Annotated in this window: 14 protein-coding genes; 11 read left to right on the top strand and 3 right to left on the bottom strand. The window is 47.0% G+C overall.

The window, feature by feature from the left end:
* Nucleotides 1-94: 94 nt before the first annotated feature.
* The 3 genes from AB4384_RS16595 to AB4384_RS16585 all read right to left on the bottom strand — a co-directional run bounded on the left by AB4384_RS16595 (nt 95) and on the right by AB4384_RS16585 (nt 6146).
* Nucleotides 95-2950 carry an FAD-binding and (Fe-S)-binding domain-containing protein gene (locus AB4384_RS16595; protein ID WP_372129836.1) on the bottom strand — a complete coding sequence of 952 codons (2856 nt, stop codon included), beginning with the start codon at nt 2948-2950 and terminating at the stop codon, nt 95-97.
* 160 nt (nt 2951-3110) lie between these two features.
* Nucleotides 3111-4250 carry an FMN-dependent L-lactate dehydrogenase LldD gene (gene lldD, locus AB4384_RS16590; RefSeq protein ID WP_065583579.1) on the bottom strand — a complete coding sequence of 380 codons (1140 nt, stop codon included), beginning with the start codon at nt 4248-4250 and terminating at the stop codon, nt 3111-3113.
* Nucleotides 4251-4451: 201 nt separating this feature from the next.
* Nucleotides 4452-6146 (bottom strand): L-lactate permease, encoded by a 1695-nt coding sequence (locus tag AB4384_RS16585; protein WP_017061561.1) that lies wholly within the window; start codon nt 6144-6146, stop codon nt 4452-4454.
* Between the two features lie 234 nt (nt 6147-6380).
* Here AB4384_RS16585 and AB4384_RS16580 point away from each other — a divergent pair, with 234 nt between their 5' ends.
* From AB4384_RS16580 to AB4384_RS16530, 11 genes are all read left to right on the top strand, one after another.
* Entirely contained in the window at nt 6381-7298 is a 918-nt protein-coding gene (locus AB4384_RS16580; protein ID WP_372129835.1) for a LysR family transcriptional regulator, read from the top strand.
* An 11-nt stretch (nt 7299-7309) separates the two neighbouring features.
* A complete protein-coding gene (locus AB4384_RS16575) occupies nt 7310-9370 on the top strand; it encodes a prolyl oligopeptidase family protein (RefSeq protein WP_372129834.1) in 2061 nt (686 codons plus the stop codon).
* 373 nt (nt 9371-9743) lie between these two features.
* On the top strand, nt 9744-11084 hold the full coding sequence (locus tag AB4384_RS16570) for a carbohydrate porin (RefSeq protein WP_372129833.1): 1341 nt from the start codon (nt 9744-9746) through the stop codon (nt 11082-11084).
* A gap of 198 nt (nt 11085-11282) precedes the next feature.
* A complete protein-coding gene (locus tag AB4384_RS16565) occupies nt 11283-13301 on the top strand; it encodes a methyl-accepting chemotaxis protein (protein ID WP_372129832.1) in 2019 nt (672 codons plus the stop codon).
* A gap of 435 nt (nt 13302-13736) precedes the next feature.
* Nucleotides 13737-14744 carry a LacI family DNA-binding transcriptional regulator gene (locus tag AB4384_RS16560; RefSeq protein WP_012601182.1) on the top strand — a complete coding sequence of 336 codons (1008 nt, stop codon included), beginning with the start codon at nt 13737-13739 and terminating at the stop codon, nt 14742-14744.
* Between the two features lie 18 nt (nt 14745-14762).
* Nucleotides 14763-16010, top strand: a complete 1248-nt coding sequence (locus AB4384_RS16555) for an ABC transporter substrate-binding protein (RefSeq protein WP_009846151.1) — start codon at nt 14763-14765, stop codon at nt 16008-16010.
* Nucleotides 16011-16076: 66 nt separating this feature from the next.
* Nucleotides 16077-17063: a carbohydrate ABC transporter permease gene (locus AB4384_RS16550; RefSeq protein ID WP_102398449.1), complete on the top strand. Its 987-nt coding sequence runs from the start codon at nt 16077-16079 to the stop codon at nt 17061-17063.
* Between the two features lie 46 nt (nt 17064-17109).
* The gene (locus AB4384_RS16545; RefSeq protein WP_017061568.1) at nt 17110-17958 is read left to right on the top strand and encodes a carbohydrate ABC transporter permease; all 849 of its coding nucleotides are present in this window, start codon (nt 17110-17112) and stop codon (nt 17956-17958) included.
* A 17-nt stretch (nt 17959-17975) separates the two neighbouring features.
* A complete protein-coding gene (locus AB4384_RS16540) occupies nt 17976-19325 on the top strand; it encodes a GH1 family beta-glucosidase (protein ID WP_261886635.1) in 1350 nt (449 codons plus the stop codon).
* Entirely contained in the window at nt 19325-20416 is a 1092-nt protein-coding gene (locus tag AB4384_RS16535; protein ID WP_333008087.1) for a sn-glycerol-3-phosphate ABC transporter ATP-binding protein UgpC, read from the top strand. The genes AB4384_RS16540 and AB4384_RS16535 overlap by 1 nt, the downstream gene beginning before the upstream one ends.
* A 108-nt stretch (nt 20417-20524) precedes the next feature.
* Complete coding sequence (locus AB4384_RS16530; RefSeq protein WP_372129831.1) at nt 20525-22939, top strand: GH36-type glycosyl hydrolase domain-containing protein; 2415 nt, start codon at nt 20525-20527, stop codon at nt 22937-22939.
* Nucleotides 22940-22979 lie beyond the last annotated feature (40 nt).

The following is a 22979-nucleotide window of genomic DNA, read 5'->3' as shown; positions in this document are numbered from 1 at the left end:
ATAATATATTTCAGCCGAATAAAGAAATGGCAGCCTGATTGGGCTGCCATTTTTCGTTTTAAACTAGAGCACATTGCTCGCAGTATGAGTGAAGCTACTGCGCCACTTCGTCCACCAAGTACAAGATTGATTGATACGGAATGCCACTGTGGTGCGACAAACCGATCTCACAGGTTCGGCTGTTACTGAAACCACGAGTACAGTTGCTCGGTACTTGTTCTTTAAGTGGGTGGACTGCCGCTTCATTTAGTTCTGGCGTAGTGAAGCCTTTGTCACCCGCCCAGCCACAACATTGAATATGCTCTGGAACAATCACTTCTTCGGTACAGGCTTTAGCGAGGTTTAGCATCGCACTTTCTAAGCCCATTCGGCGAGAGCTACAAGTGACATGCAGCATTACGGTTTCTTTCAGTGGCTCAAGCGTCAGGTGCTCTAGCAAGTATTGATTCACAAACCCTGTCGGCTCTAGCACCTCTAATGGCTTGGTGAACTGCTCAATACTGCGTTTGGCGCACGGACTGGTGTCCATCAGTACCGGGTATTCACCCTGACGACTGGCTTGCCATAACACTTCTTCGAGTTGTTGCGCTTTAGATTGGGCTAAATCGGTCATCCCTTTGCTGTCGTAAGGCATGCCACAACATTGGTCGTCTAGCTTCTTCGGAAGAATAACCTCAAATCCGGCTTTGTTAAGCAAAGACATGGTCACTTCAGTTAGAGGACGTTGATCGCCCGCATCACTTTGCTGTCCCATGGTTCGACTGGCACACGAAGGCAGGTAAACCACCTTTTTATGATTGCTTGAGTTTTCTGCGGTCATTGGGGAGGAGGTCAGTGTATGACTGTTGGATTGCGGCATCTCTGGCATCCAAACGGGTGTCGCGCCTTTGGTCATCGAGCGCAAGCCATTGGTTAGCTTGCCGACTGTGTTTACGCCTAATACTTTGCTCGCCACTTGGTTGGTTTTGAGGCCAGCCTTGGTGAGTTTTGTGGTGGTCGAGAAATGATCTGCTGTCCACTTGGCGATTGGCGTGAATTTCTGATACTTGGCGATACGAAGCTTCTTCACCAAGTCGCCAGTATTAATGCCAACCGGGCAACGCTCGGCACACAAGCCAGTTGCGGCGCAGGTATCAATGCCTTGGTATTCGAAGGTTTTCTCTAGTTCGCTTGCTTCTATTTCCTCACCTGCAGCACGGCGGCGTTGTAACTCACGGTACAGCACGATACGTTGGCGAGGTGACAAGGTCAGTGTGCGAGACGGACAAACTGGTTCACAGAAGCCACATTCGATACAGCGGTCGACAAGGTCATCAGCAGCAGGCATTGGCTTCAAATTTGTGATGTGTGAATTTGGATTGTCGTTAATAATAACGCCAGGGTTGAGCAGTCTTTCTGGGTCAAACAGTGCTTTGATCTGTTGCATTAAGGCGTAGCCATCTTTGCCCCATTCCAATTCCACATAAGGCGCCATGTTGCGGCCAGTACCATGCTCTGCTTTCAGAGAACCTTGGTATTTCACTGCAACCAGTTCGGCAACGTCATCCATGAAACCGCCGTAGCGATCGATTTCTGTTTGGCTGTCGAAGCCTTGAGTAAATACAAAGTGCAGGTTGCCTTCGAGGGCGTGACCAAAAATGATCGCTTCGCTGTAGTCGTATTTGTCGAACAGTTCTTGCAGCTCTCTAATGCCGTTAGCGAGGTTTTCGACAGGGAAAGCCACGTCTTCGATGATAACGGTTGTGCCGACTTCACGAACCGCACCAACGGCAGGGAACATGCCTTTTCGAATGCCCCACAGGGTTGCGACTGTCTTTGGATCAGAAGTGAAAGGAACCGATTCTACAATCGTGTATTCAGTCAATGCGCCCAAAATTGATTTACATTGTAAATCTAAGTCCTGCTGGGAGCTGGCGTGTGATTCAACCAAAATTGCCGCGGCTTCTAAATCTAAGCTCGGCATAAACGCAGGCATGCCCGGTTTGTCAGCTACTGAACGAAGTGCTCTGCCATCCATCAATTCAACCGCAGCAACCGGTGTTTTTGATAGCGTAGTCACGGCTTTACTGGCTTGCTCGATGTCGGAAAACACCAGCAGAGCAGAAGCTTTATTCGGGTGTTCAACCACCGTGTTGTAAGTGATCTCGGCGATGAAGCCTAGTGTGCCTTCTGAGCCAATCATCAGGTGTTTAATGATTTCGATTGGCTCTTGATAATCGACCAAGGCATTCAGAGCGTAGCCAGTGGTGTTTTTGAGGCGGTACTTGTGGCGAATTCTGTCTGCGAGTTCTTGGTTTGACGCTGTCTGTTGATGTAATTCAACAATGCCTTCAAACAGTTCTTTGTGCGATTGCTTGAATGCCTCAACACTTGTGTTATCAGCCGTATCAAGCAGGGAGCCATCACTCAATACGATTTTCATGCTCTCGACGGTGCGATAGGAGTTTTGCGCAGTACCACAACACATACCGCTGGCGTTGTTCGCGGCAATACCGCCAATTTTACAAGTGTTGATAGAGGCTGGGTCTGGGCCGATTTTACGTTGGAAAGGGGCGAGGTATTTGTTGGCATCTGCGCCAATTACACCGGGCTGAAGAATGATTTGATTGCCGTTGTCGACAATTTCATGGCCACGCCAGTCGTCGGTCAGTGTGATGAGTACCGAGTCTGAAACCGCTTGTCCTGACAGGCTGGTGCCTGCGGCGCGGAAGGTAAAGTGAATGCCGAGTTCGCGACAGCTTTGAATGGTGAATATCACTTCGTCTAAGTTTTTAAGCCTTAGAACCATTTTCGGCACCAAGCGATAAAAACTCGCATCGGTGCCGTAGGCCAATCGCTTTGCCTCTTGCGTGACAATGCGTTCCGTTTCTATTTTTTGAGCCAGTATCGCTTCAAGCTGCTGATAAGCTTGTGCGTCTATTACTCGCTCATGGGATGTGTTTGTCTCCATCATTGCTTCCTTGTGCTTCTTATTTGGCACTGATTTGCTTTTTTGTTTTTTTATTTTATTTTCCAGTGCTTAAACGGTGTCACAACGGCAGTGGAATTGCTGTGACACCGATTGAACTTCAGCCTAAGTAGACCAAAGCATGAGTCTGAATCGTGGAGATTTAATCTAACCCCACCAAAGATTCACGAGTTAAGTCTTTGATTGTCCTCGCGCCTGTTAATGTCATCGCAACGCGCATCTCTTTGTCGTACAGGTCGAGTAGATTCTCAACGCCGGCTTGTCCTTGCGCTGCTAATGCGTAAACGAAAGAACGGCCAAGCAAGGTGCAGTCTGCGCCCAATGCCATCATTCGAACCACATCCAAGCCAGTACGAATGCCAGAGTCGACCAGAATTTTGGTGTCGCCTTTAACTGCATCAGCAATCGAAGGCAGCGCTTTGGCACTTGATAGAACGCCGTCAAGCTGGCGGCCGCCGTGGTTTGAAACCACAATGCCGTCTGCGCCAAATCTCACCGCATCCTTTGCATCTTCTTCATCAAGAATGCCCTTGATGACCATTGGACCGTCCCAGAAATCACGAATCCACTCTAGATCTTTCCATGAAATCGACGGGTCGAAGTTATCACCTAACCAACCGATGTAGTCTTCCAGCTTGGTAGGAGAACCACGATAAGTAGAGATGTTGCCTAGGTCGTGTGGTTTACCCAGTAAGCCGACATCAACTGCCCAGCTAGGATGACGCATAGATTGGAATACGCGGCGTACTGCTGCATTTGGACCACTCATTCCTGAGTGCATGTCACGGTAGCGAGCGCCGGGTACGGGCATATCCACGGTGAAGACCAGTGTTGTGACGCCAGCGGCTTTAGCGCGTTCAAGAACGTTCTTCATGAAGCCACGGTCTTTTAACACGTAAAGTTGGAACCACATTGGGCGTTCAATCTTAGGTGCAACTTCTTCAATCGGACATACCGACACGGTCGACATGGTAAAAGGGATGCCTTTGTTGTCGGCGGCTTTTGCTGCTTGTACTTCACCGCGTCTTGCGTACATACCCGTTAAACCAACAGGCGCCAGTGCGATTGGCATCGCTAGCTTCTCGCCAAATAGTTCGGTTTCCAAATTTAGGTCCGACATGTCGTTGAGTACGCGTTGTTTTAGCGCAATCTCAGCTAGGTCAGCCGTGTTGCGACGTAGGGTATGTTCTCCGTAAGAGCCACCATCAATGTAGTGGAAAAGAAACGGTGGTAATTTCGCTTTTGCTGCGGCGCGGTAATCAGTCGATGCGGATATGATCATAATTTCAGTCCTAAATTCTTGGGATGTTGCTCTTCTTTGAGAGCTTGGTTTGGGCTGCTTTAATTCGGGAAAATGGCGTTAATACCCATGGGTGTTGATGTGCTCTAGTATCCATCCCGGAACTCATCAACTGTCTTATTAGACGGTGTCGCTGTCGGGGAATTGAGTATTAACGCCAAGTGCTTTTGAACAACTTATGGTTTACATAAGTGCGTCGGTCATTTTGAATCCGTAGATAACCACTAGGCCGATGATGCCTGTCATCACCAAGTAGTAGAACGTTGGAATGATTGTCTTACGTAGGGTTGCACCTTCGCGTCCTAGCAAGCCAACAGTTGCTGATGCCGCTACCACGTTGTGAATCGCAATCATGTTACCTGCTGCTGCACCAACGGCTTGTAGAGCAACAACCACCGCACTAGAGATAGTCAGAGTCTGCGCTACTTCGAATTGGAACTGGCTGAACATCATGTTTGAAACTGTGTTCGAACCTGCAATGAAGGCACCTAACGCACCAACCGTTGCACTCAATGCTGGGAATGCGCTACCAACGAGGTCAGCTGCGAAGTTTGCCGTGGTTACGGGCATACTTGCTAAATCTGCGCCGTTCACACCAGAGTTAATGAAGATACGAACCATTGGGATGGTGAACACCAACACAAAGCCTGCGCCAATCAGAGTCTTGCTCGATTCACCGAAGGCTTTAGCCAGTGGCGTTGCGCTGCGAGATTGCATGAGAACAGCAACCAGCGCGACGAAGACCAAGATACCGCCCGGTAGATACAGAGGCTGAATCGCAGTGCTCACACCGGTTTCACCAAGGATGTTGCTGAACGATAGGCTAACGCTCTTCAGTAGGCCTTTGAATTCAGGGCTCACGCGGCTCGCAACCAAGGTCACCGCTAGCAGCACGTATGGTGCCCATGCCATCGCCATGCTCATCTTCTTATGGCCTTGATTGTTGTCGTCAAGGTCGATTTTCAGAGAACCTAGCCATTCTGCAGGCCACTTGTCTTCGCTCTCAAAATCCCATTTTGATTTTGGTACGAGGAAGCCACGTTTTGCTGCAGTAACCACAATCGCAAGGCCAACCAAACCACCAATCAGTGATGGGAATTCAGCGCCTAGGAAAACACCTGTTAGTGCGTAAGGAATAGTGAAAGCAGCACCTGCGAACAGTGCGAACGGCAGGATATCTAAACCTTCAGTCCAGCTTTTGTTCTTACCGAAGAAGCGAGTCAGCATCATTGCCATCAATACAGGCATCATCACACCAACAGAAGCATGAATTAGCGCAACGCTTGACGTGATTTGTTGTAGATAAGCATCCCATGTTGAGCCATGAGCAATCAGGCTTTCACCGATGTTGTGCGTGTCCAATCCTTTGTTCACACCAACGATGATAGGTGTACCAACCGCGCCGAATGATACTGGCGTAGATTGGATCATCATGCCCATCAGTACCGCAGCCAGCGCAGGGAAGCCGATAGCAACCAGCAGTGGTGCAGCGATGGCAGCTGGTGTGCCGAAGCCAGATGCGCCCTCAATGAATGAACCGAAACACCAAGCAATGATGATTGCTTGAACACGACGGTCAGCGGATATATCAGTGAATCCGTTGCGGATGGTGGTGATAGCTCCGGTGTGTTTCAAAGTGTTTAATAAGAAGATGGCGCCGAACACAATCCAGAGAACCGACACTGTAATGCCGAAGCCTTGGAATACAGAAGCCAGCACGCGAGTGCCAGACATGTCCCAAGCAAGTAGGGCGATAGCAACGGTTAAGGCAAATGCCACAGGCATCGCTTTTTTTGCAGGCCAGTTAAGGCCAACCAGCAGAATCGCTGCAACAACTATTGGTGAAAATGCCAATAGGGCTAGTAGAGTTTCACTCATGGGTACTTCCTCGTACTGTTTTCAAACGTTCATGTTTGAAGTAAAGATCACGTTATGGTTTGTCATTATTTGAATCGCTTTGGCCTCTAAACGGGAACCTTCTTTAGGCGAATCTTGTAATTGGAATGACTGTTTTTGTAATTGTTTTGTTAATTTGGCGTGAATTTACCCCTTTATTTTTTATTGATATAGGGAAATAATGAAAATAATTAATTCCAAAATTGGCATAATCAGATGCGAGCAGACGATTTGATCCTGTTTTCACAGGTGGTAGAACTAGGCAGCTTCAGTAAGGTGGCAGAGCAAAATAACCTTACAAATTCGGTAGTTAGTAAAAGAATTGCGCGTTTAGAGGAAGAGATTGGCGTGCAATTATTATATCGAACCACGCGTAAATTGACCTTGACTGAGGCGGGCAAGGCAATGTTACACGGGGCCAAAAATGTGAAGCAGGCGGCTCAAGAGGCTATGGACGCAGTTTCAGGCTTTGGTGAAAATGTTAGTGGTCATATCAAAATGTCAGTACCTACTATCTCCGGAGATTTGATTCTCGCAGACGCTGTTGCCGAGTTTTGTAATATGCACCCAGGTTTAACGGTCGATATGTCTCTTAACAATCGATTTGTTGATTTGGTTGAGGATGGTCTCGACTTGGTCATTCGAACCGGTTACTTGGAAGATTCCAGCTTAATTGCCCGTCATATATTGGATTCACAATGGGTGGTGTGTGCCTCGCCATCTTATATCGCTAAGAACGGTAAGCCGATGCAGCCCAAGGATTTGGTCGATCACAATTGCTTGCAATACGCTTATCAAACGACAGGTGCCAGTGAATGGCAGTTTTTACACAGTAAGGATGGCTGTACCGACAACGACAAATACATCGTGCGCGTCTCTGGCTCTTTTTCGACTGACAATGCGACCGCGTTAAGAAAAGCGGCGCTGGGTGGGCATGGTGTGGCGTACGTACCACGTTGTCTGGTTTATCACGACATTCGCAATGGTCAGCTGGTGGATATCTTCCCTGATTTGGTAGGCAAAAAGTTGGGAATTTATGCGGTGTACCCTTTTACTCGCCAGCCACCAAACAAGATTAAGTTATTGATTGAACATATCAGAACGCGCTACTTGACGATTTCTCACTATTTTTAATAAGGATCACGATGAGCTATTTAAAAGAGTATCCATATCCAATCACCAATAAACAGATCGTCAGCGATGACTACTTTGGTCAGATAATCGAAGACCCATATCGTTGGCTAGAAGACGACAGAAGTGACGAGACCGCGCAGTGGGTGGCAAGTCAAAATGAAGTCACGTTTGATTACCTTGCTCAAATCCCGTATCGCGCAGAACTGCGAGATCGATTGGCGAAAGCGCAAGACTACAAAAAGAGCTCACAGCCATTTGTGCGAGGGGATTACACCTATTTCTATAAGAATGATGGCCTGCAAAATCACAGCATTCTCTATCGTGAGAAAGAAGGCTCGCAGGTTGAAGTATTCCTAGATCCGAATACTTTCTCGGAAGATGGCACGACATCACTGGGTTCGGTGTCGTTTTCTAAAGATTACAGCTTGGTGGCGTACAGCATTTCAGAGGGCGGAAGCGACTGGCGTAAGATCTTTGTTATCGATACCGAGACTAAGCAGCAGCTCGAAGCCGAAATCACTGACGCCAAATTTACCGGCATCTCTTGGTTAGGCAATCGCGGTTTCTATTATTCTAGCTACGACAAGCCTGACGGCAGCCAGCTTTCTGCACGTACCGAACAGCACAAACTTTACTTCCATGAATTGGGTACAGAGCAAGCTAGCGACAAGGTAATTTTTGGTGAGAGCAACGCTGAACAACACCGTTATGTGTCGGGCTACACCACTGAAGACGACCGTTACTTGATCATTCTAGGGCGAGAGTCGACATCGGGTAATAGATTGTTCTATATCGATTTAAATTCACCAGAACAAAAGCTGAATACGTTGATTGATCATGTGGATAGCGACACTTATCTCATTGATAACCAAGATGAGACCTTCATTCTATACACAAATCTTGATGCGCCTAATGGCAAGGTGGTGAGCTTTGATACTCACGATGGGAAATGGCTCGAAATCATCCCTGAAAAGCCACAGCCATTGGATATCAGCACGGGTGGTGGCTACTTGTTTGCTCACTACATGGTGGATGTGGTGTCTAAGGTTGAGCAGTTGGATTACCAAGGTAACCTAGTTCGTGACATTCATTTGCCTGGGCTGGGAACGGCCAGTGGCTTAGGTGGAAAAAACGAGCAAACTCAGCTTTATTACACCTTTACCAACTATGTAACGCCGCCAACGATTTTCTCTTTCGATGTCGAATCAGGCAATTCTGAAATCTATCAGCGCTCTGAGTCTCCGTTTGAATCGGATAAATTTGAGTCTAAACAGGTCTTCTATACCTCAAAAGATGGTACACAGGTTCCGATGCTTATCTCTTACAAAAAGGGATTAAAACTAGACGGTAGTAACCCAACCATGTTGTACGCTTATGGCGGCTTTAACGTTAGCCTAACGCCTTCTTTCTCGGGCACGGTTGGCAGTTGGCTAGAACTGGGTGGCGTATATGCGGTGCCGAACCTGCGTGGCGGTGGTGAGTATGGTAAGGCGTGGCACAAAGCGGGAACTCAGCAGAAAAAGCAGAATGTCTTTGACGACTTCATTGCTGCTGCCGAGTTCTTAATTGAAGAAAACTACACCAGTAGCGATAAGTTGGCGATTCGCGGCGGTTCTAACGGAGGCTTGCTGGTAGGCGCTTGTATGACTCAAAGGCCAGAGCTTTTCCAAGTGGCTTTACCTGCGGTTGGTGTGTTGGACATGTTGCGTTACCACACATTCACGTCTGGCGAAGGCTGGGCGTACGACTACGGTACATCAGCGCAGAACAGAGAGATGTTCGAATATCTGCTTGGCTATTCTCCGGTTCATAATGTGGTGCGTGGCACGGATTACCCTGCGACATTGGTTACTACAGCTGATCACGATGATCGCGTGGTACCTGCTCACTCTTATAAATTCATTGCAGAGCTGCAAGATAAGCATGAAGGCGGAGCGCCCGTGATGATTCGTATCGATGTTAATGCGGGCCATGGTGCTGGAATGCCGCTGAGTAAAGCGATCGATCTCACTGCTGATATCTACGCATTTACCCTGTTCAATATGGGAATTGAGTCCCTAGATTCATTTTAGCGAATACTTGATTTTAGATAACTGGGTATTTTACTCAGACCAAAAAGCCTCAAAATCCGCCTTAGATTTTGAGGCTTTTCATATATATGAAAACCAATCAAAGCTGCATCGTATTTCCTTCACTTTCACACTCTGTTTTCCGTGATAGCCGCCACCATTACTGATGAAATGAAAGCGATTTCAAGCTGATATTTCACGCATTTTTGTTCATAAATTATTGATCTCAATGCAGTAGTTTTCTCCGTGAATTTTCTAAAAGTTTCATGGCATTTAAGCTGATTTATCAGTGTGAACAGCGACCAACTTTTCAACTCTTTCATTGCTTAATATTTCCCTGTTCGATGAAAACTCAAAAAAATAATAGGGAATTACAATGCAAAAATTTAAGCTTTTGCCAATAACAGTCGCAGTGGCGGCGTCGCTTGCTTCACTCTCTTCTTTTGCTGCTGATACTGATATCGAAGCATTAGAAAAACGAATTCAAGAGTTAGAATCTAAAGTTGTGGATATTGATTATGTTAACGATCAACAGCCCGCTGTCCTAACTGCAGAAACTAAGGTGCCAGAAGGCATCGTCTTCTCTGGTTATGCTCGTTACGGCGCTCACTACAAGAGCGGTGATGAGCGTTACGTAGACATCGGTTCAACTGGTCGCTCTGTTGGTCGCTTGGGTAACGAAGCCAACGGTGGTGAGGTTCAGTTAGCTAAGCTTTTCCAAGCTGACAACGGCGCTATCTGGGACATCGTATTCATGGCTGACCACTGGGAAGCAGACGCTTGGGCTGATGACGGCGGCCTGAGCATGAAAAAAATGTACGCAGGTGTAACCAATGTATTTGAAAGCCAGCCTGAGCTGTACATGTGGGCTGGTCGTGACTTCCATCAACGTCCGCAACAAGGTTTGAACGATTACTTCTGGATGACACATGATGGTCAAGGCGCTGGTTTTAACAACCTAGATTTCGGCGGTGCCAAGCTAGACATGGGCTTTGTTGGCCAAGTGAAAGGCGGCCTCGTCAATGATAATGGTCGATACGCTGTAACCGCGAAGCTACACAGTATTGACGCAGGTATTGGTAATCTGGATTTTTACGCGAACTACGGTTTTGCATCGAGCGAAGCGGATACGTCTACGACGACTGAGTACGTATACGATCCTGTGACAGATTCAATGCAGCCTGTCGTGACTCAAGGACAAAAAGTCAGTGATGAAACGGCATATCTAGTAGGTGCAACATTAGGCTTGGGTGCGTCTAACAAGTTAGTTGTTAAGTACGGTGACGGTGCAGATTCATCGGTATATGACCTTAAAGGTGATTACCAGACTTTGTATGCAAGTGTTGAGGGTAGCTACGCGGCATCTGAACAGTTCATCATCGATTACTTAGTGTCTTACAAAGACAATTCTGGCTCAGACTTAGATCGTGAGAATACGGAATACGCGGGTATCGTTCGTCCACAATACCAATGGGATGATGTTCACTCTACATGGTTAGAAGCTGGCTACGGTATGGTTGATTACGATGACGGCGGTGAAGAGAACGCGTGGAAAGTCACTCTGTCTCAGAACGTTTCTCTAGGTGGCTTACCTTGGAGTCGTCCAATGCTTCGCTTCTACACAACTGTGGGTGATGTAGAGACAAAAGGCGCTCCAAAAGACAATGGTAATGTAGATACATTGTCATTCGGTGCGATGTTTGAAGCTTGGTGGTAATCACAAGCTAGAAACAGCAGCTCTTTGAATTAGGCATATTTTCAAAGCGTTCATGTTGAAATAGCCATACATTACAAATAGTAAGTACATACTGTCCATTTTAGCCCTAAAGGCAGATTGATTAGGGCACGTTAAATAACTCCATTCTTGGGCACATTTTATGTGCCCTTTTTTTCGCCACTAGATCAAGGAATAACGATGAGACTTTCTTCCATTGTGTCTCGAGTTTATTTAGGTTTCTTCACGCTGATCGTGATCATGCTGGGTAGCGCATGGTTGAGTATTAGCAGCAATAAGAACATAACCTCACACATCGAAACCATCACTCAACAAGCCACCCCTTTAATGCTCCAATCTTCCACGCTTACTATTCGTTTTTTGGATATTAATCGAAGCTCCATTCCTTATTTATCCGCGGATTATGTTGATGAGTTAGAGCCACTCAAACAAGTCGTTGTAAACAACATCGAGCAATATCAGCAGCAATTGAATTGGTTTGAAGGCAAGAGCACAACAGGGTCGTCTCTTGAATCTATACTCCAGAATATCGATGAAACGGGCGTTGCCACCATCGATAAGATAGACCAGACCTTAAACTTATACGTTTCTTATTTGGATACTAAAGACCTAGGTTCGATGGAGCAGGCACAATTTCAATCGGTAGTGGGTCAACTCAACAATACCTTGGTGAATCAACTGGCGAGCGCGAGCTCAGATGGAACGCAAAAAGCAGTAGAAGCATTACTGGTTCAATTGAGTTTGATTGCGGCAGAAGCCAATGAGGCGTTTTCACTGCAAACGTCATCGGAAGTTCGTGGAGTAGAGCGTCGCCTACAAAGTCGTCACGAGCGATTTAAAGAGGCTGTTGCCAATTTGGAGGCGCAGGATCCGGCTTTAGTGCGGCGGAGCAAGCAGTCTTTGTCACTGCTCGCTTCCCATGCCTTTTCAGCGCAAGGCTCAGTGTCGACGCACATGGAAACCGTTAAGTTGCATGAGTCGATAACCGAACAGAGAGTTGAGGTTGAACAGGCGATTGATGTGCAGCTAGGGTACTTCGACGAACTTTCTACGTACGCCGAACACACCGCAACAAACCTGTATCAAGAGTCGATGGAATCATCCAATCAAGCGCTTTTGATGCAGGTAATTATTTCGACTGCATCGGTTCTGATTGCGCTTTTGATAGGCGTTAACATCGCAAAAGGCATCCGTAAGCCAAGTAAATTGGTACAAGGTGCGTTAGACCAAGTCGCCAACAAAGACCTAAGTTCTCAGGTTCAATATCAAGCCAATAATGAATTTGGTTTAGTGAGTGACAAGGTCAATTTGGTGATCAGCCACTTAACACACGTGATTGAAAACATGCGCCAATCATCGCTGCATTTAAAAGAAGCGTCTCTAGAGAATCAAAGTACCAGTGGTTCATTGCGTGAGGCGATGTTAGACCAAACCAATCAAACCGTAATGGTGGCTACGGCTATGGAACAGATCGAATGTTCCGTGACTGAAATAACTCAAGCGGCCAACCAAACCCTGACACTGGTGACATCGGCTGTCACCAGTTCAAGCGCAGGGCAACAAACCATGGGCAAGAATGTTGACCTAATGGGCGTTTTGGAAAGTAAGTTGGCAGAATCAACAAGCACAATCGACAAACTTGAGAAAGAGAGTGCCAGCATTGGTTCTATTCTTGATGTGATCTCCGGTATTTCAGAACAAACTAACTTGTTGGCATTGAACGCAGCCATTGAAGCCGCTCGTGCTGGCGAGCAAGGTCGAGGGTTCTCTGTGGTCGCCGACGAAGTGAGAGTGTTAGCCGCAAAAACCAATGCATCAACGCAAGAGATTCACCATAAAATTGAACGGCTTCAAAACAGTTCTAAATTGGCTGTGGAACAAATCAATCAGTGCGTTGCAGATATGGCGCAATGTGTTGAGCAAACGGGTGAAGTGAATCAATCCATATCGACCGTGTATGGCTTGCTCAATGAAGTCGAACAAAGAAGCCATCAGATCGCAACGGCGACCACAGAGCATCAAGTTGTCGCGTCCCAAGTGACGCAAAGTATCAGCCAGATACATGAATTGGCAGAAGAAAACTCCCAGCGTTCACAGGTACTCTTTTCCCACGGTCAGCAATTAGAAATCATGTCGCAACAGCAATTCTCACTAACTCAAGAGTTTAAGCTCGCCGATCAATCAGAAAATACGGTTTAGAGGAGACTCTACGCTCTTCCATGCCCAGCTTTTGCTGGGCATTTTTGTGTCGGGTCAACGGAGCATTAATGTGAGTGCTCATGAGATGAAATGTTCTCATACAATTTCGAAAGGCCATTGAAATAACAAGGTCACTTTCCCCGTGTATATTGCCGTCAGTTGCGGATTCATCATCAAATGACGTTTTCAAAAAATGGATTTAGGCGGACTTGTTTGATCTGACGAACAAGTAACCGAGCGCCATCTTGATAATATGAACAATAATCCCATGAAACAGTTTCATGGCGTGAAGTTAATCTGTAAGCGCTTTCATGATTTCCACAACTGGCCTTTTTACCTCCAACTTTAGTGTGATGACACTCACTTCAACTAAAACGTAATTTCTTAATAATCGTTTTGTAAGCGGTTACAAGCTAATGAAGTATCGAGGTTCGAGTGGCAACAATTAAACACGTATCAGAACATGCAGGTGTGTCTCAGGCGACAGTGTCTAGAGTTATTAATGGCACTAGCAGAGTCAGTCATGACAAGAAGTTAAAGGTTGAAAAAGCGATCAAAGAATTGGGTTATCGCCCGAACTCTATCGCTCAAGCTTTGGCGTCAAGTCGTACCGGTAGTGTTGGCGTTGTTGTTCCAGAACTTGGCGGATCTTTCTATTCAGGCATCTTGCATTGCATAGAGGAAAACCTACGCCGCTTCGGTTACCACGCAGTGGTTACAGCGGGTTCGAACACCGAACAAGGGCAGCGCGAGTCGGTGGAGTTTCTGTTGGGGCGTCGTGTCGATGCTTTGATTCTTCATACTCAACTGCTCAGTGATGACTATTTAATTGAATTGGAAGAACAGGGGACCCCTGTGGTTTTAATTAACCGCTTCATCCCAGAAATGGCGATGAGTTGCATTGATATTGATAACGAAGTCGGGGGGCTACTCGCTACTCAATATCTTTTGCAAAAGGGACATACAGATATCGCGTGTATTACCGGGCCTTTAGATAAAGCAGACGCTAGGGGGCGTTTGCAGGGGTATCGAAAGGCCTTGGAAGAAGCGGGTGTGCCATACGATGAAGCCTTAGTCTCGGAAGCGGGCTTTACTGAAGAGACGGGCATCAGTGCTATGAAGAAGCTGATGAATCGTAAGTGTCATTTCACCGCAGTATTTGCTTCGAATGATCACATGGCATTTGGCGCCTTTGAGGTGCTGCATCAAGAGGGGCTGTCAGTTCCGAAAGATGTATCACTGGTGGGCTTCGATAACACCATCTTCGCGCGCTATCTGACCCCTAGTTTGACCACCATTAATTTCCCCATTGAAGAGATGAGCATTGAAGCTGTGCAGCTCACTCTGCAAAAGCTAAAGAAAATAAAACATGACGTGAACTTTAAATTGCTGCCGACGTTGGTCACTAGAAACTCGGTATCGGATTTACCAGTTACCCTATAAAAATATTAAGGATAGAACATGAAATTTAAGACCTTAGCGCTTTCATGCGCGGTTGCTTTAGGATTAGGTACAACAGCTGCAAATGCAGCAGACAAAGAAATTCGTTTCGACGGTTTCCCTGATTTCGATAGCAGCCTGAAGGTATTACTGCCTGATTTCGAAAAGGAAACGGGTATCAAAGTTGATTACCTTATGAACAACCACGGTGACCACCACACGAAACTGACAACGAACCTTGCAACGGGTTCTGGTGCGGGTGATGTGATTGTTGTGGACGTTGAGAAAATTGGTCCATTCGTGGGTTCTGGCGGCCTAGTTAACTTGTCTGAAAACTACGGTGCAGATAAGTACGAAGAACGATTCGCACCTTACGCATGGGCACAGGGCAAAGGCGCTGATGGCGATATGTACGGAATCCCTGTCGACCTTGGTCCTGGCGTTATGTACTACCGCACTGACGTATTCGAAAAAGCAGGCATTAATGTAGAAGACGCAATCAAAGATTGGGACTCATACATCGCTGCTGGTGAAAAACTGAAAGAGCAAAACGTACAACTTATCGCTTCGGCAGCCGACGTGGCACAAGCGATTATCTTTACGACGGTTCCTGAAGGTGAAGGTCTGTACTTCGATAAAGATGGCAACCCAGTCGTGACATCAGAGCGTTTTGTTCACGCTTTTGAAGTAGCAAAAGAGATTCGCGACAAAGGCTTAGACGGTCGCATTCTGGCTTGGTCTAACGAATGGTACGAAGGCTTCCGCAACGGCACATTTGCAACTCAACTTTCTGGCGCTTGGCTTCTTGGTCACCTAAACAACTGGATTGCTCCTGAAACTAAAGGTAAGTGGGCAGTAGAAAACCTACCTGATGGTATCTACGGCAGCTGGGGCGGTTCATTCCTATCTATCCCAACTCAATCAGAAAACCCAGATGAAGCTTGGGCGCTTATTGAATACATGACGACGGATCGTGAAGTACAGCTTAAACACTTCGAAACGATTGCTGCTTTCCCAGCGAACATCACCACGTATGACGATGAGCTTTTCCAAGAAGAGATGGAATTCCTAGGCGGACAAAAAGCCCGTCTACTGTTTGCTGAAGTGGCACAGAACATCAAACCAGTATCTCCAGCACAAGGCGACCACGTTGCACGTTCTATTATCTTAGAGAACGCTTTGATGGAAGTACTTGATGAAGGCAAAGACATCAAGACAGCGCTTAAAGAGGCTGAGCGTCTAATCAAGCGTCGCACGCGTAATCTTTAATTTGTTTTTACTTTAAGTAAGTGAGGAAGCGTGGATAACGCGCTTCCTTTTTAAGAGGTCGTTACTATGAATCATACAGCGAGCACAACGATAGAACCTGCGGACAAAAGCCTTTTTTCTCGTCTAAATTTGAAAGCGCTTACACCGTATGGATTTCTTCTGCCGTTTCTGATCATTTTTTCTGTATTTGGGATCTTCCCGCTGTTGTTCTCTGTTTACCTGTCGTTCCACGAGTGGAACCCAGTAAGAGGCATGGATGCGATGGAGTTCGTTGGTTTTGAGAACTATCACATTGCTTTAACGGACCCATGGCTATGGCGTTCATTGAAGAACACGCTTTGGCTAGCAATCACTTCAGGCGTGGCTCAGCACTTAGTCGCTATTCCAGTGGCTTACATGTTGGTTTCAATGGGTGACCGTATGCGTCACTGGCTAACATCGGCGTACTTTCTACCGTTCATTACATCAACGGTCGCAGCGTCACTGATTTTCTTCAATATGTACTCTCCTAACTCAGGAATTATTAACCAAACGCTGATGGCTCTGGCCGATAGCACGCTGTTTGGTTGGGCATTCGCTTGGGTTAACGATTTCCAACCCATCCGTTGGTTAGACGATGCCACTATGGTGAAGCCGTCTATCGCGATCATGGTTTTCTGGAAATACACCGGTTTTAACATCGTCCTTTACACCACAGGTTTAATGACGATTCCTAAAGACATTTTAGAAGCTGCACGTATGGATGGTGCGAATGCCTTCCGCCGCTTCTGGAACATCTCACTACCAATGATTCGTCCATTCATCTTCTTTGCAATCACCATGACCATCATCGGTAACCTGCAAATGTTTGAAGAACCGTTCGTTCTAACGCGTGGTACAGGTGGTACGGGTCAATCTGGTTTAACTATCTCTATGTACCTCTACAAAGTGGGTTGGGAATGGTTAGAAATGGGCACAGCGTCAGCAATTTCATGGCTTCTGTTTGCACTGATCGCGTCTTGTACTTTGGTTCAATTTTTATTCTTCGGTAAGAAAGGCTTAGGGGAACATTAAGATGTCGACATCAATTAAGACAAATACCTCACCATTAAGTGGCCTAATGCCAAGCGAACGCACCATGTACATCATGACTAAGATCTTGATGGTCATGCTCGGCATATTACTGATTGTTTCCGCAATCATTACGGTGTTCCCATTTGTGTGGTCAGCACTGCTTTCAACACGTGACCGTTCGGAGATCTTCGGCTCGGGCATCAGCTTTGCGATTGGCGACAGCCTGATGGTGAACTACGCAAAACTGCTGGAAATCATGCCGTTTTGGAAAGCGATGTTTAACTCGATTTACGTGGCTTTCTTAGGCACCACAATCTCGCTGCTGTTTTGTAGCATGGGTGGCTACGCATTTGCTGTGTTTAAGTTCCGCGGAAAGAACGTGTTGTTCGGCATGCTGGTTGGCTCAATGGCGATTCCGCCTGTGCTTAGCCTGATCCCTTACTTCATGATCGTGAAATTTTTAGGCTTGCTGGATAACCACATGGCGGTATGGCTACCGTTCACAACCACGCCATTTGGCATCTTCTTGATGCGTCAGCACGTGATTGCATCGATTCCTAAAGAGCTATTAGAAGCAGCGAAATTGGATGGCGCAGGTGAGTTCAGAACGTACTGGAGTGTGGTACTGCCACTGATGAAACCAGCACTAGCAACACTCGCTATCGTGCAGTTCGTCTTCTTCTGGAACATGTTTATGCAGCCTCTTGTGGTGCTGAACAACCCTGACAATTACGTCATCACACAAGCACTACGAAGTGTTCAAGGTATTCCGAATACGCCATGGGGCGCGGTAATGCTAGGTACCACAATTTCTATTTTACCACTTGTGATTACATACCTGTTCGCATCGAAACAGATGATCAGTGGTTTAACGTCCGGCGCAGTTAAAGGTTAGGTTTAAGGGTTATAACAATGAATAAATTTCAACTTCCAAGTGATTCAAAGTTACGCAGTAAGGAATTTGTATTCGGTGTCGCGACATCTTCATACCAAATTGAAGGCGGCGTTGAAGAGGGCGGTCGTACACCGTCTATCTGGGACACGTTTTGTAAGAAGCCGGGTAAGGTAGATAACGGCGACAATGGTGACGTGGCGTGTGATCACTACCATCTGTGGCAACAAGACATCGAGATGATTCAAGGCTTAGGCGTTGACGCTTACCGCCTATCAATTGCATGGCCACGTATCCTGCCGCAAGACGGTGTGGTGAATCAGCAAGGTTTAGAGTTTTATGAGCAGATCATCGATGAGTGTCATGCTCGTGGGATGAAGGTTTACGTAACGCTTTATCACTGGGATCTGCCGCAATACCTTGAAGACAAAGGTGGTTGGCTGAACCGTGAAACGTCTTACAAGTTTGCAGAATACGCAGAAGTGGTGAGTAACTACTTTGGTGACAAGATTGATGTTTACACAACATTGAACGAACCGTTTGTGTCTGCGTTCTTGGGCTACCGTTGGGGCGAGCATGCGCCAGGCATCAAGGGTGAGAAAGAGGGCTACCTAGCGTCTCACCACTTAATGCTGGCACACGGTTTGGCAATGCCGATTCTTCGTAAGAACGCGCCTCATGCTAAGCATGGTGTGGTATTTAACGCGACTCCGGCTTACCCACTGACACCGCAAGATCAAGGCGCTGCAGACTACTGTGAAGCAGAGAACTACCACTGGTTCATCGACCCTGTACTGAAAGGTGAATACCCACAGCTAGTTGTCGAGCGCCAAGCGATGAACATGCCGATGATTCTAGAAGGCGATCTAGACATCATCAGTGCACCAGTTGATTACATCGGTATCAATTACTACACACGCAATGTCGCTCGCTTCAACGAGAACGGCGACATTGAATCAGTAAAACAGACTGACGCTGAACACACTTACATCGGCTGGGAGATCAACCCACAAGGTTTAACCGACTTATTGGTAAGACTGGATGCTCGTTACGAAAATATGCCGCCTATCTACATTACAGAGAATGGTGCAGCAGGTAACGACGAGCGTGTTAACGGACAAGTGATGGATGACCAACGTGTTCGTTACTTCCAAGGCCACATCGAAGCGGTGCACAACGCAGTTGAAGCGGGTGTGAAAGTCGATGGCTACTTTGCGTGGAGTCTGATGGATAACTTTGAGTGGGCATTCGGCTACTGCCAACGCTTTGGCATCGTCCATGTTGATTACACCACCCAAGAAAGAACACTGAAACAGAGCGCGATTGCGTACCGAAACATGCTTCAAGAGCGCGCTGAGGAGAACAGATAATGGCTAAAGTAGAATTCAAAAACATCAAGAAATCATTCGGTGATGTTGAGGTTGTAAAAGAGTTTGATTTTACGGTTGAAGACGGTGAGTTCGTGGTTTTCCTTGGCCCATCTGGCTGTGGTAAATCGACCACACTTCGAATGCTTGCAGGCCTAGAGAGCATCAGCTCAGGCGACATCGTGGTTGGTGGCAAAGTGATGAACAAGGTCGATGCTAAAGATCGTGACTTGGCTATGGTATTCCAAAGCTATGCACTGTACCCACACATGACGGTCTACGAGAACATCGCCTTTGCATTAAAACTGAAGGGCATGCCGAAAGCGGAAATCGACGTAGAAGTTTTAAAAGCGGCGAAAATGCTAGAGCTTGATCCACTACTTAGTCGTAAGCCGAAAGAGCTTTCTGGTGGTCAGCGTCAGCGTGTAGCAATGGGCCGTGCGATGGTTCGTACACCAAAAGTGTTCTTGTTTGATGAGCCGCTATCTAACCTCGATGCCAAACTGCGTGGCGTGATGCGTGAAGAGATCAAACACTTACACCGCGAGCTTAAAACCACCACGATCTACGTGACCCACGATCAAATCGAAGCGATGACATTGGCGGATCGCATCGTGATCTTGAAAGATGGTTATGTTGCTCAAGTTGGTACGCCAACGGAAGTGTTCCAACGCCCGGCTAACAAGTTTGTCGCGCAATTCATTGGTAACCCATCAATGAACATGTTGGAAGCCAAACTGATTGAAAAAGAAGGCGAATACTTTGTTGAACTTGGCGATGTTCATATCCCACTGCCAGATCGCTTTAAGTCTCTGGCCTCTAAAAACTTAGCGCTTCACTTTGGTGTTCGTCCAACAGATATCCACCTTCGTGCTGAGCAAGTCGACCACGATCGCGTACTGCCATTCCCTGTGAAAATTAAAGACAAGGAACTACTTGGCGCGAGCATTCTTCTGAAAACAGAAATTGGTGGTCAACCGCTGATGGTTGAAACCCAAGCCGCTGAAGTGGATGTGAAAGAGTTGACACTTTACTTGGACTTGGATGCTTTCCACCTGTTTGACGCACTGAGTGAGAACTCGCTAGCGAGCTAGTCAATTACAAGCTAGCCAGTCAATTTAATTCAGCCATTGAGCTGACACCAACTAACTTACGACAAATTGTTTTGGCTCCTCCTGATTTGGGAGGGGCTAGGGATAGTGATGATGAAATTCGGATATTTTGACGATAAAAACAAAGAATACGTAGCAACCACACCGTGCACACCGATCAAATGGTGTAACTATGTCGGCACATTAGATTTCGGTGGCATTGTTGATAGCAACGGCGGTGTGCTGTTGTGTAAGGGCGATCCGGCACTCAACCGTATCACTAAGTACATTGCACAACTGCCAAACTCTGATTTTAAAGGCTCGACCCTTTACCTAAAAGTGCGTGATGAAGCGGGCAACGTAGAGGTGTTCTCACCTTTTTACACGCCGACTCTGAAGCCGCTTGATAAGTTTGAAAACCACACCGGTTTGTCTTACACCACTATCATTACAGAAGCCTTTGGTGTGCGTTGTGAAGCGACCTTCTTTGTACCAAAAGCTGACCAAGTGCTGCTACAAGACATCAAGGTCACCAACATTTCAGACAAAGCGCTGCATGTTGATGTGGTGCCTGTGTATGAATTCACGCACTTCGATGCACTTAAGCAGCTATTGAATGCGGATTGGGTTCCACAGACCATGACGCTTAAAGCGCACCAACAAGAATCGGGCCATACCGTGCTTGAGCAGTATGCTTTCATGAAGCGTGACTATGCAGTAAACCTGATGACAGCGGATCGCCCTGCGACGTCGTTTGATGGTGATCGCCAATCGTTCTTAGGCAATTTGGGTTACGGTACATGGGCAGCGCCAGAAGCACTAAACAATGATGAATTAGGCAACACCGAGTGTTTGCGTGGCGACAACATTGGTGCACTTAACCTTCGCCTTGGTTGGTTATCTCCGGAGCAGACAGAACGCACTGTTGTACAAATCGCACAAGAACAGAGTCTAGAAGTAGCATTGCCTCTATTAGCTAAATATCGCGACCACCAAGTGGTTGACTCGGCTTTCGCTGAACTGGCTGAACACTGGGATGGCTACCTACAAGCGGTTCAGGTTGAAACGCCAGATCCGGCAATGAACTCGATGCTTAACGTACATAACCCACGTCAATGCCACACAACCAAAAACTGGTCTCGTTACCTGTCTCTGTACCAGCTTGGCTATGGTGCTCGAGGTATCGGTTTCCGTGATTCTTCGCAAGATACTTTAGGCGTAATTACTCACATGCCGGAAGAGGCGCGTGAGTTTATCGAGCGTCTGTTGTCTGTGCAAAACACCAACGGTTCTGCGATGCACCAGTTCTTCCCATCAACCATGGAAGCGAACGCGGGTGACTCTCGTGAAGAAGAAGATCGCCCTGATTACTACGGTGATGATCACCTGTGGATCATCTACGCGGTGACTCAATATGTGAAAGAAACGGGCAATGCAGACTTCTTGAATAAAGAGATCCCGTTCTATCAAAAAGACAAAGCGGGTAACCCAGTTGAAACGGGAACGGTTTGGGATCACCTATGCCGCGCGATTGAATTTACGTACACCAACACCGGTGAGCATGGCCTACCGTTGCTAGGTTTTGCTGACTGGAACGACACGGTGAACCTACCAACGGGTGCTGAGTCGATGATGGTGGCGAACATGTACGGCAAAGCATTGCTCGACATGTTGGACTTGTGTGAGCTGCGTGGTGAAGCGCAACTGATGGCTAAGTTTAAAGATCAGTACCAACAGATGCAGAGCACGGTGAATGAGTGTGGCTGGGATGGCGAATGGTTTGTTCGTTATTTTGATGAGCAGGGCTTGCCGATTGGTTCTCATAAAAATGAGCAAGGGCAGATCTACACCAACGGTCAAAGCTGGCCTGTGATTTCTGGTTTCGCCACACAAGAGCGTGCAACGCAAGCGCTAGACTCGGTTTACAACAAACTAAACACCACCAATGGCATCAAGCTTTCAACACCGGGCTACAACGGTTTTGATCCACAGCTAGGTGGCGTATCAACGTATCCACCAGGCGCGAAAGAGAACGGCGGAATCTTCCTCCATTCAAACCCATGGGTGATGATTGCAGAAGCTAAAATGGGCAACGGTGAACGTGCTTACGAGTACTACCGTCAAATCAACCCAGCTTCGAAGAACGACGACATCGATACCTTTGAGTCTGAGCCATACTGCTACCCACAAAACATCTTGGGTGACGAGCATAAACAGTTCGGTTTAGGACGCAATGCGTGGCTTTCTGGTACTTCATCTTGGACATATGTAGCGGGTACGCAGTGGATTCTGGGTGTTCGACCTGAAGTGGATGGCTTGCTGGTGGACCCATGCATCCCGGCGGAGTGGCCTGAATTTAAAGTCCGTCGTCAGTTCCGTGGTGCGACTTATCATATTCATGTCACTAACCCGAATAACGTGTGTAAGGGTGTGGTTGAGATGAAGGTTAACGGTGACCTGATTTCAGGTAATAAAGCGCCAGTGTTTACCTCTGGTGAGCACATCATCGAAGTGGTTTTGGGTTAACAAAGAGAGGGGCGCTTTATGCGCCCTTTATTGCTCTTTC

It is taken from the genome of Vibrio sp. 10N.261.51.A4, assembly GCF_041471945.1.
Lineage (GTDB): Bacteria > Pseudomonadota > Gammaproteobacteria > Enterobacterales > Vibrionaceae > Vibrio > Vibrio crassostreae_C.
Note: the sequence above shows the minus strand (reverse complement) of the source record. Positions and strands in the feature narration are given on the sequence as shown.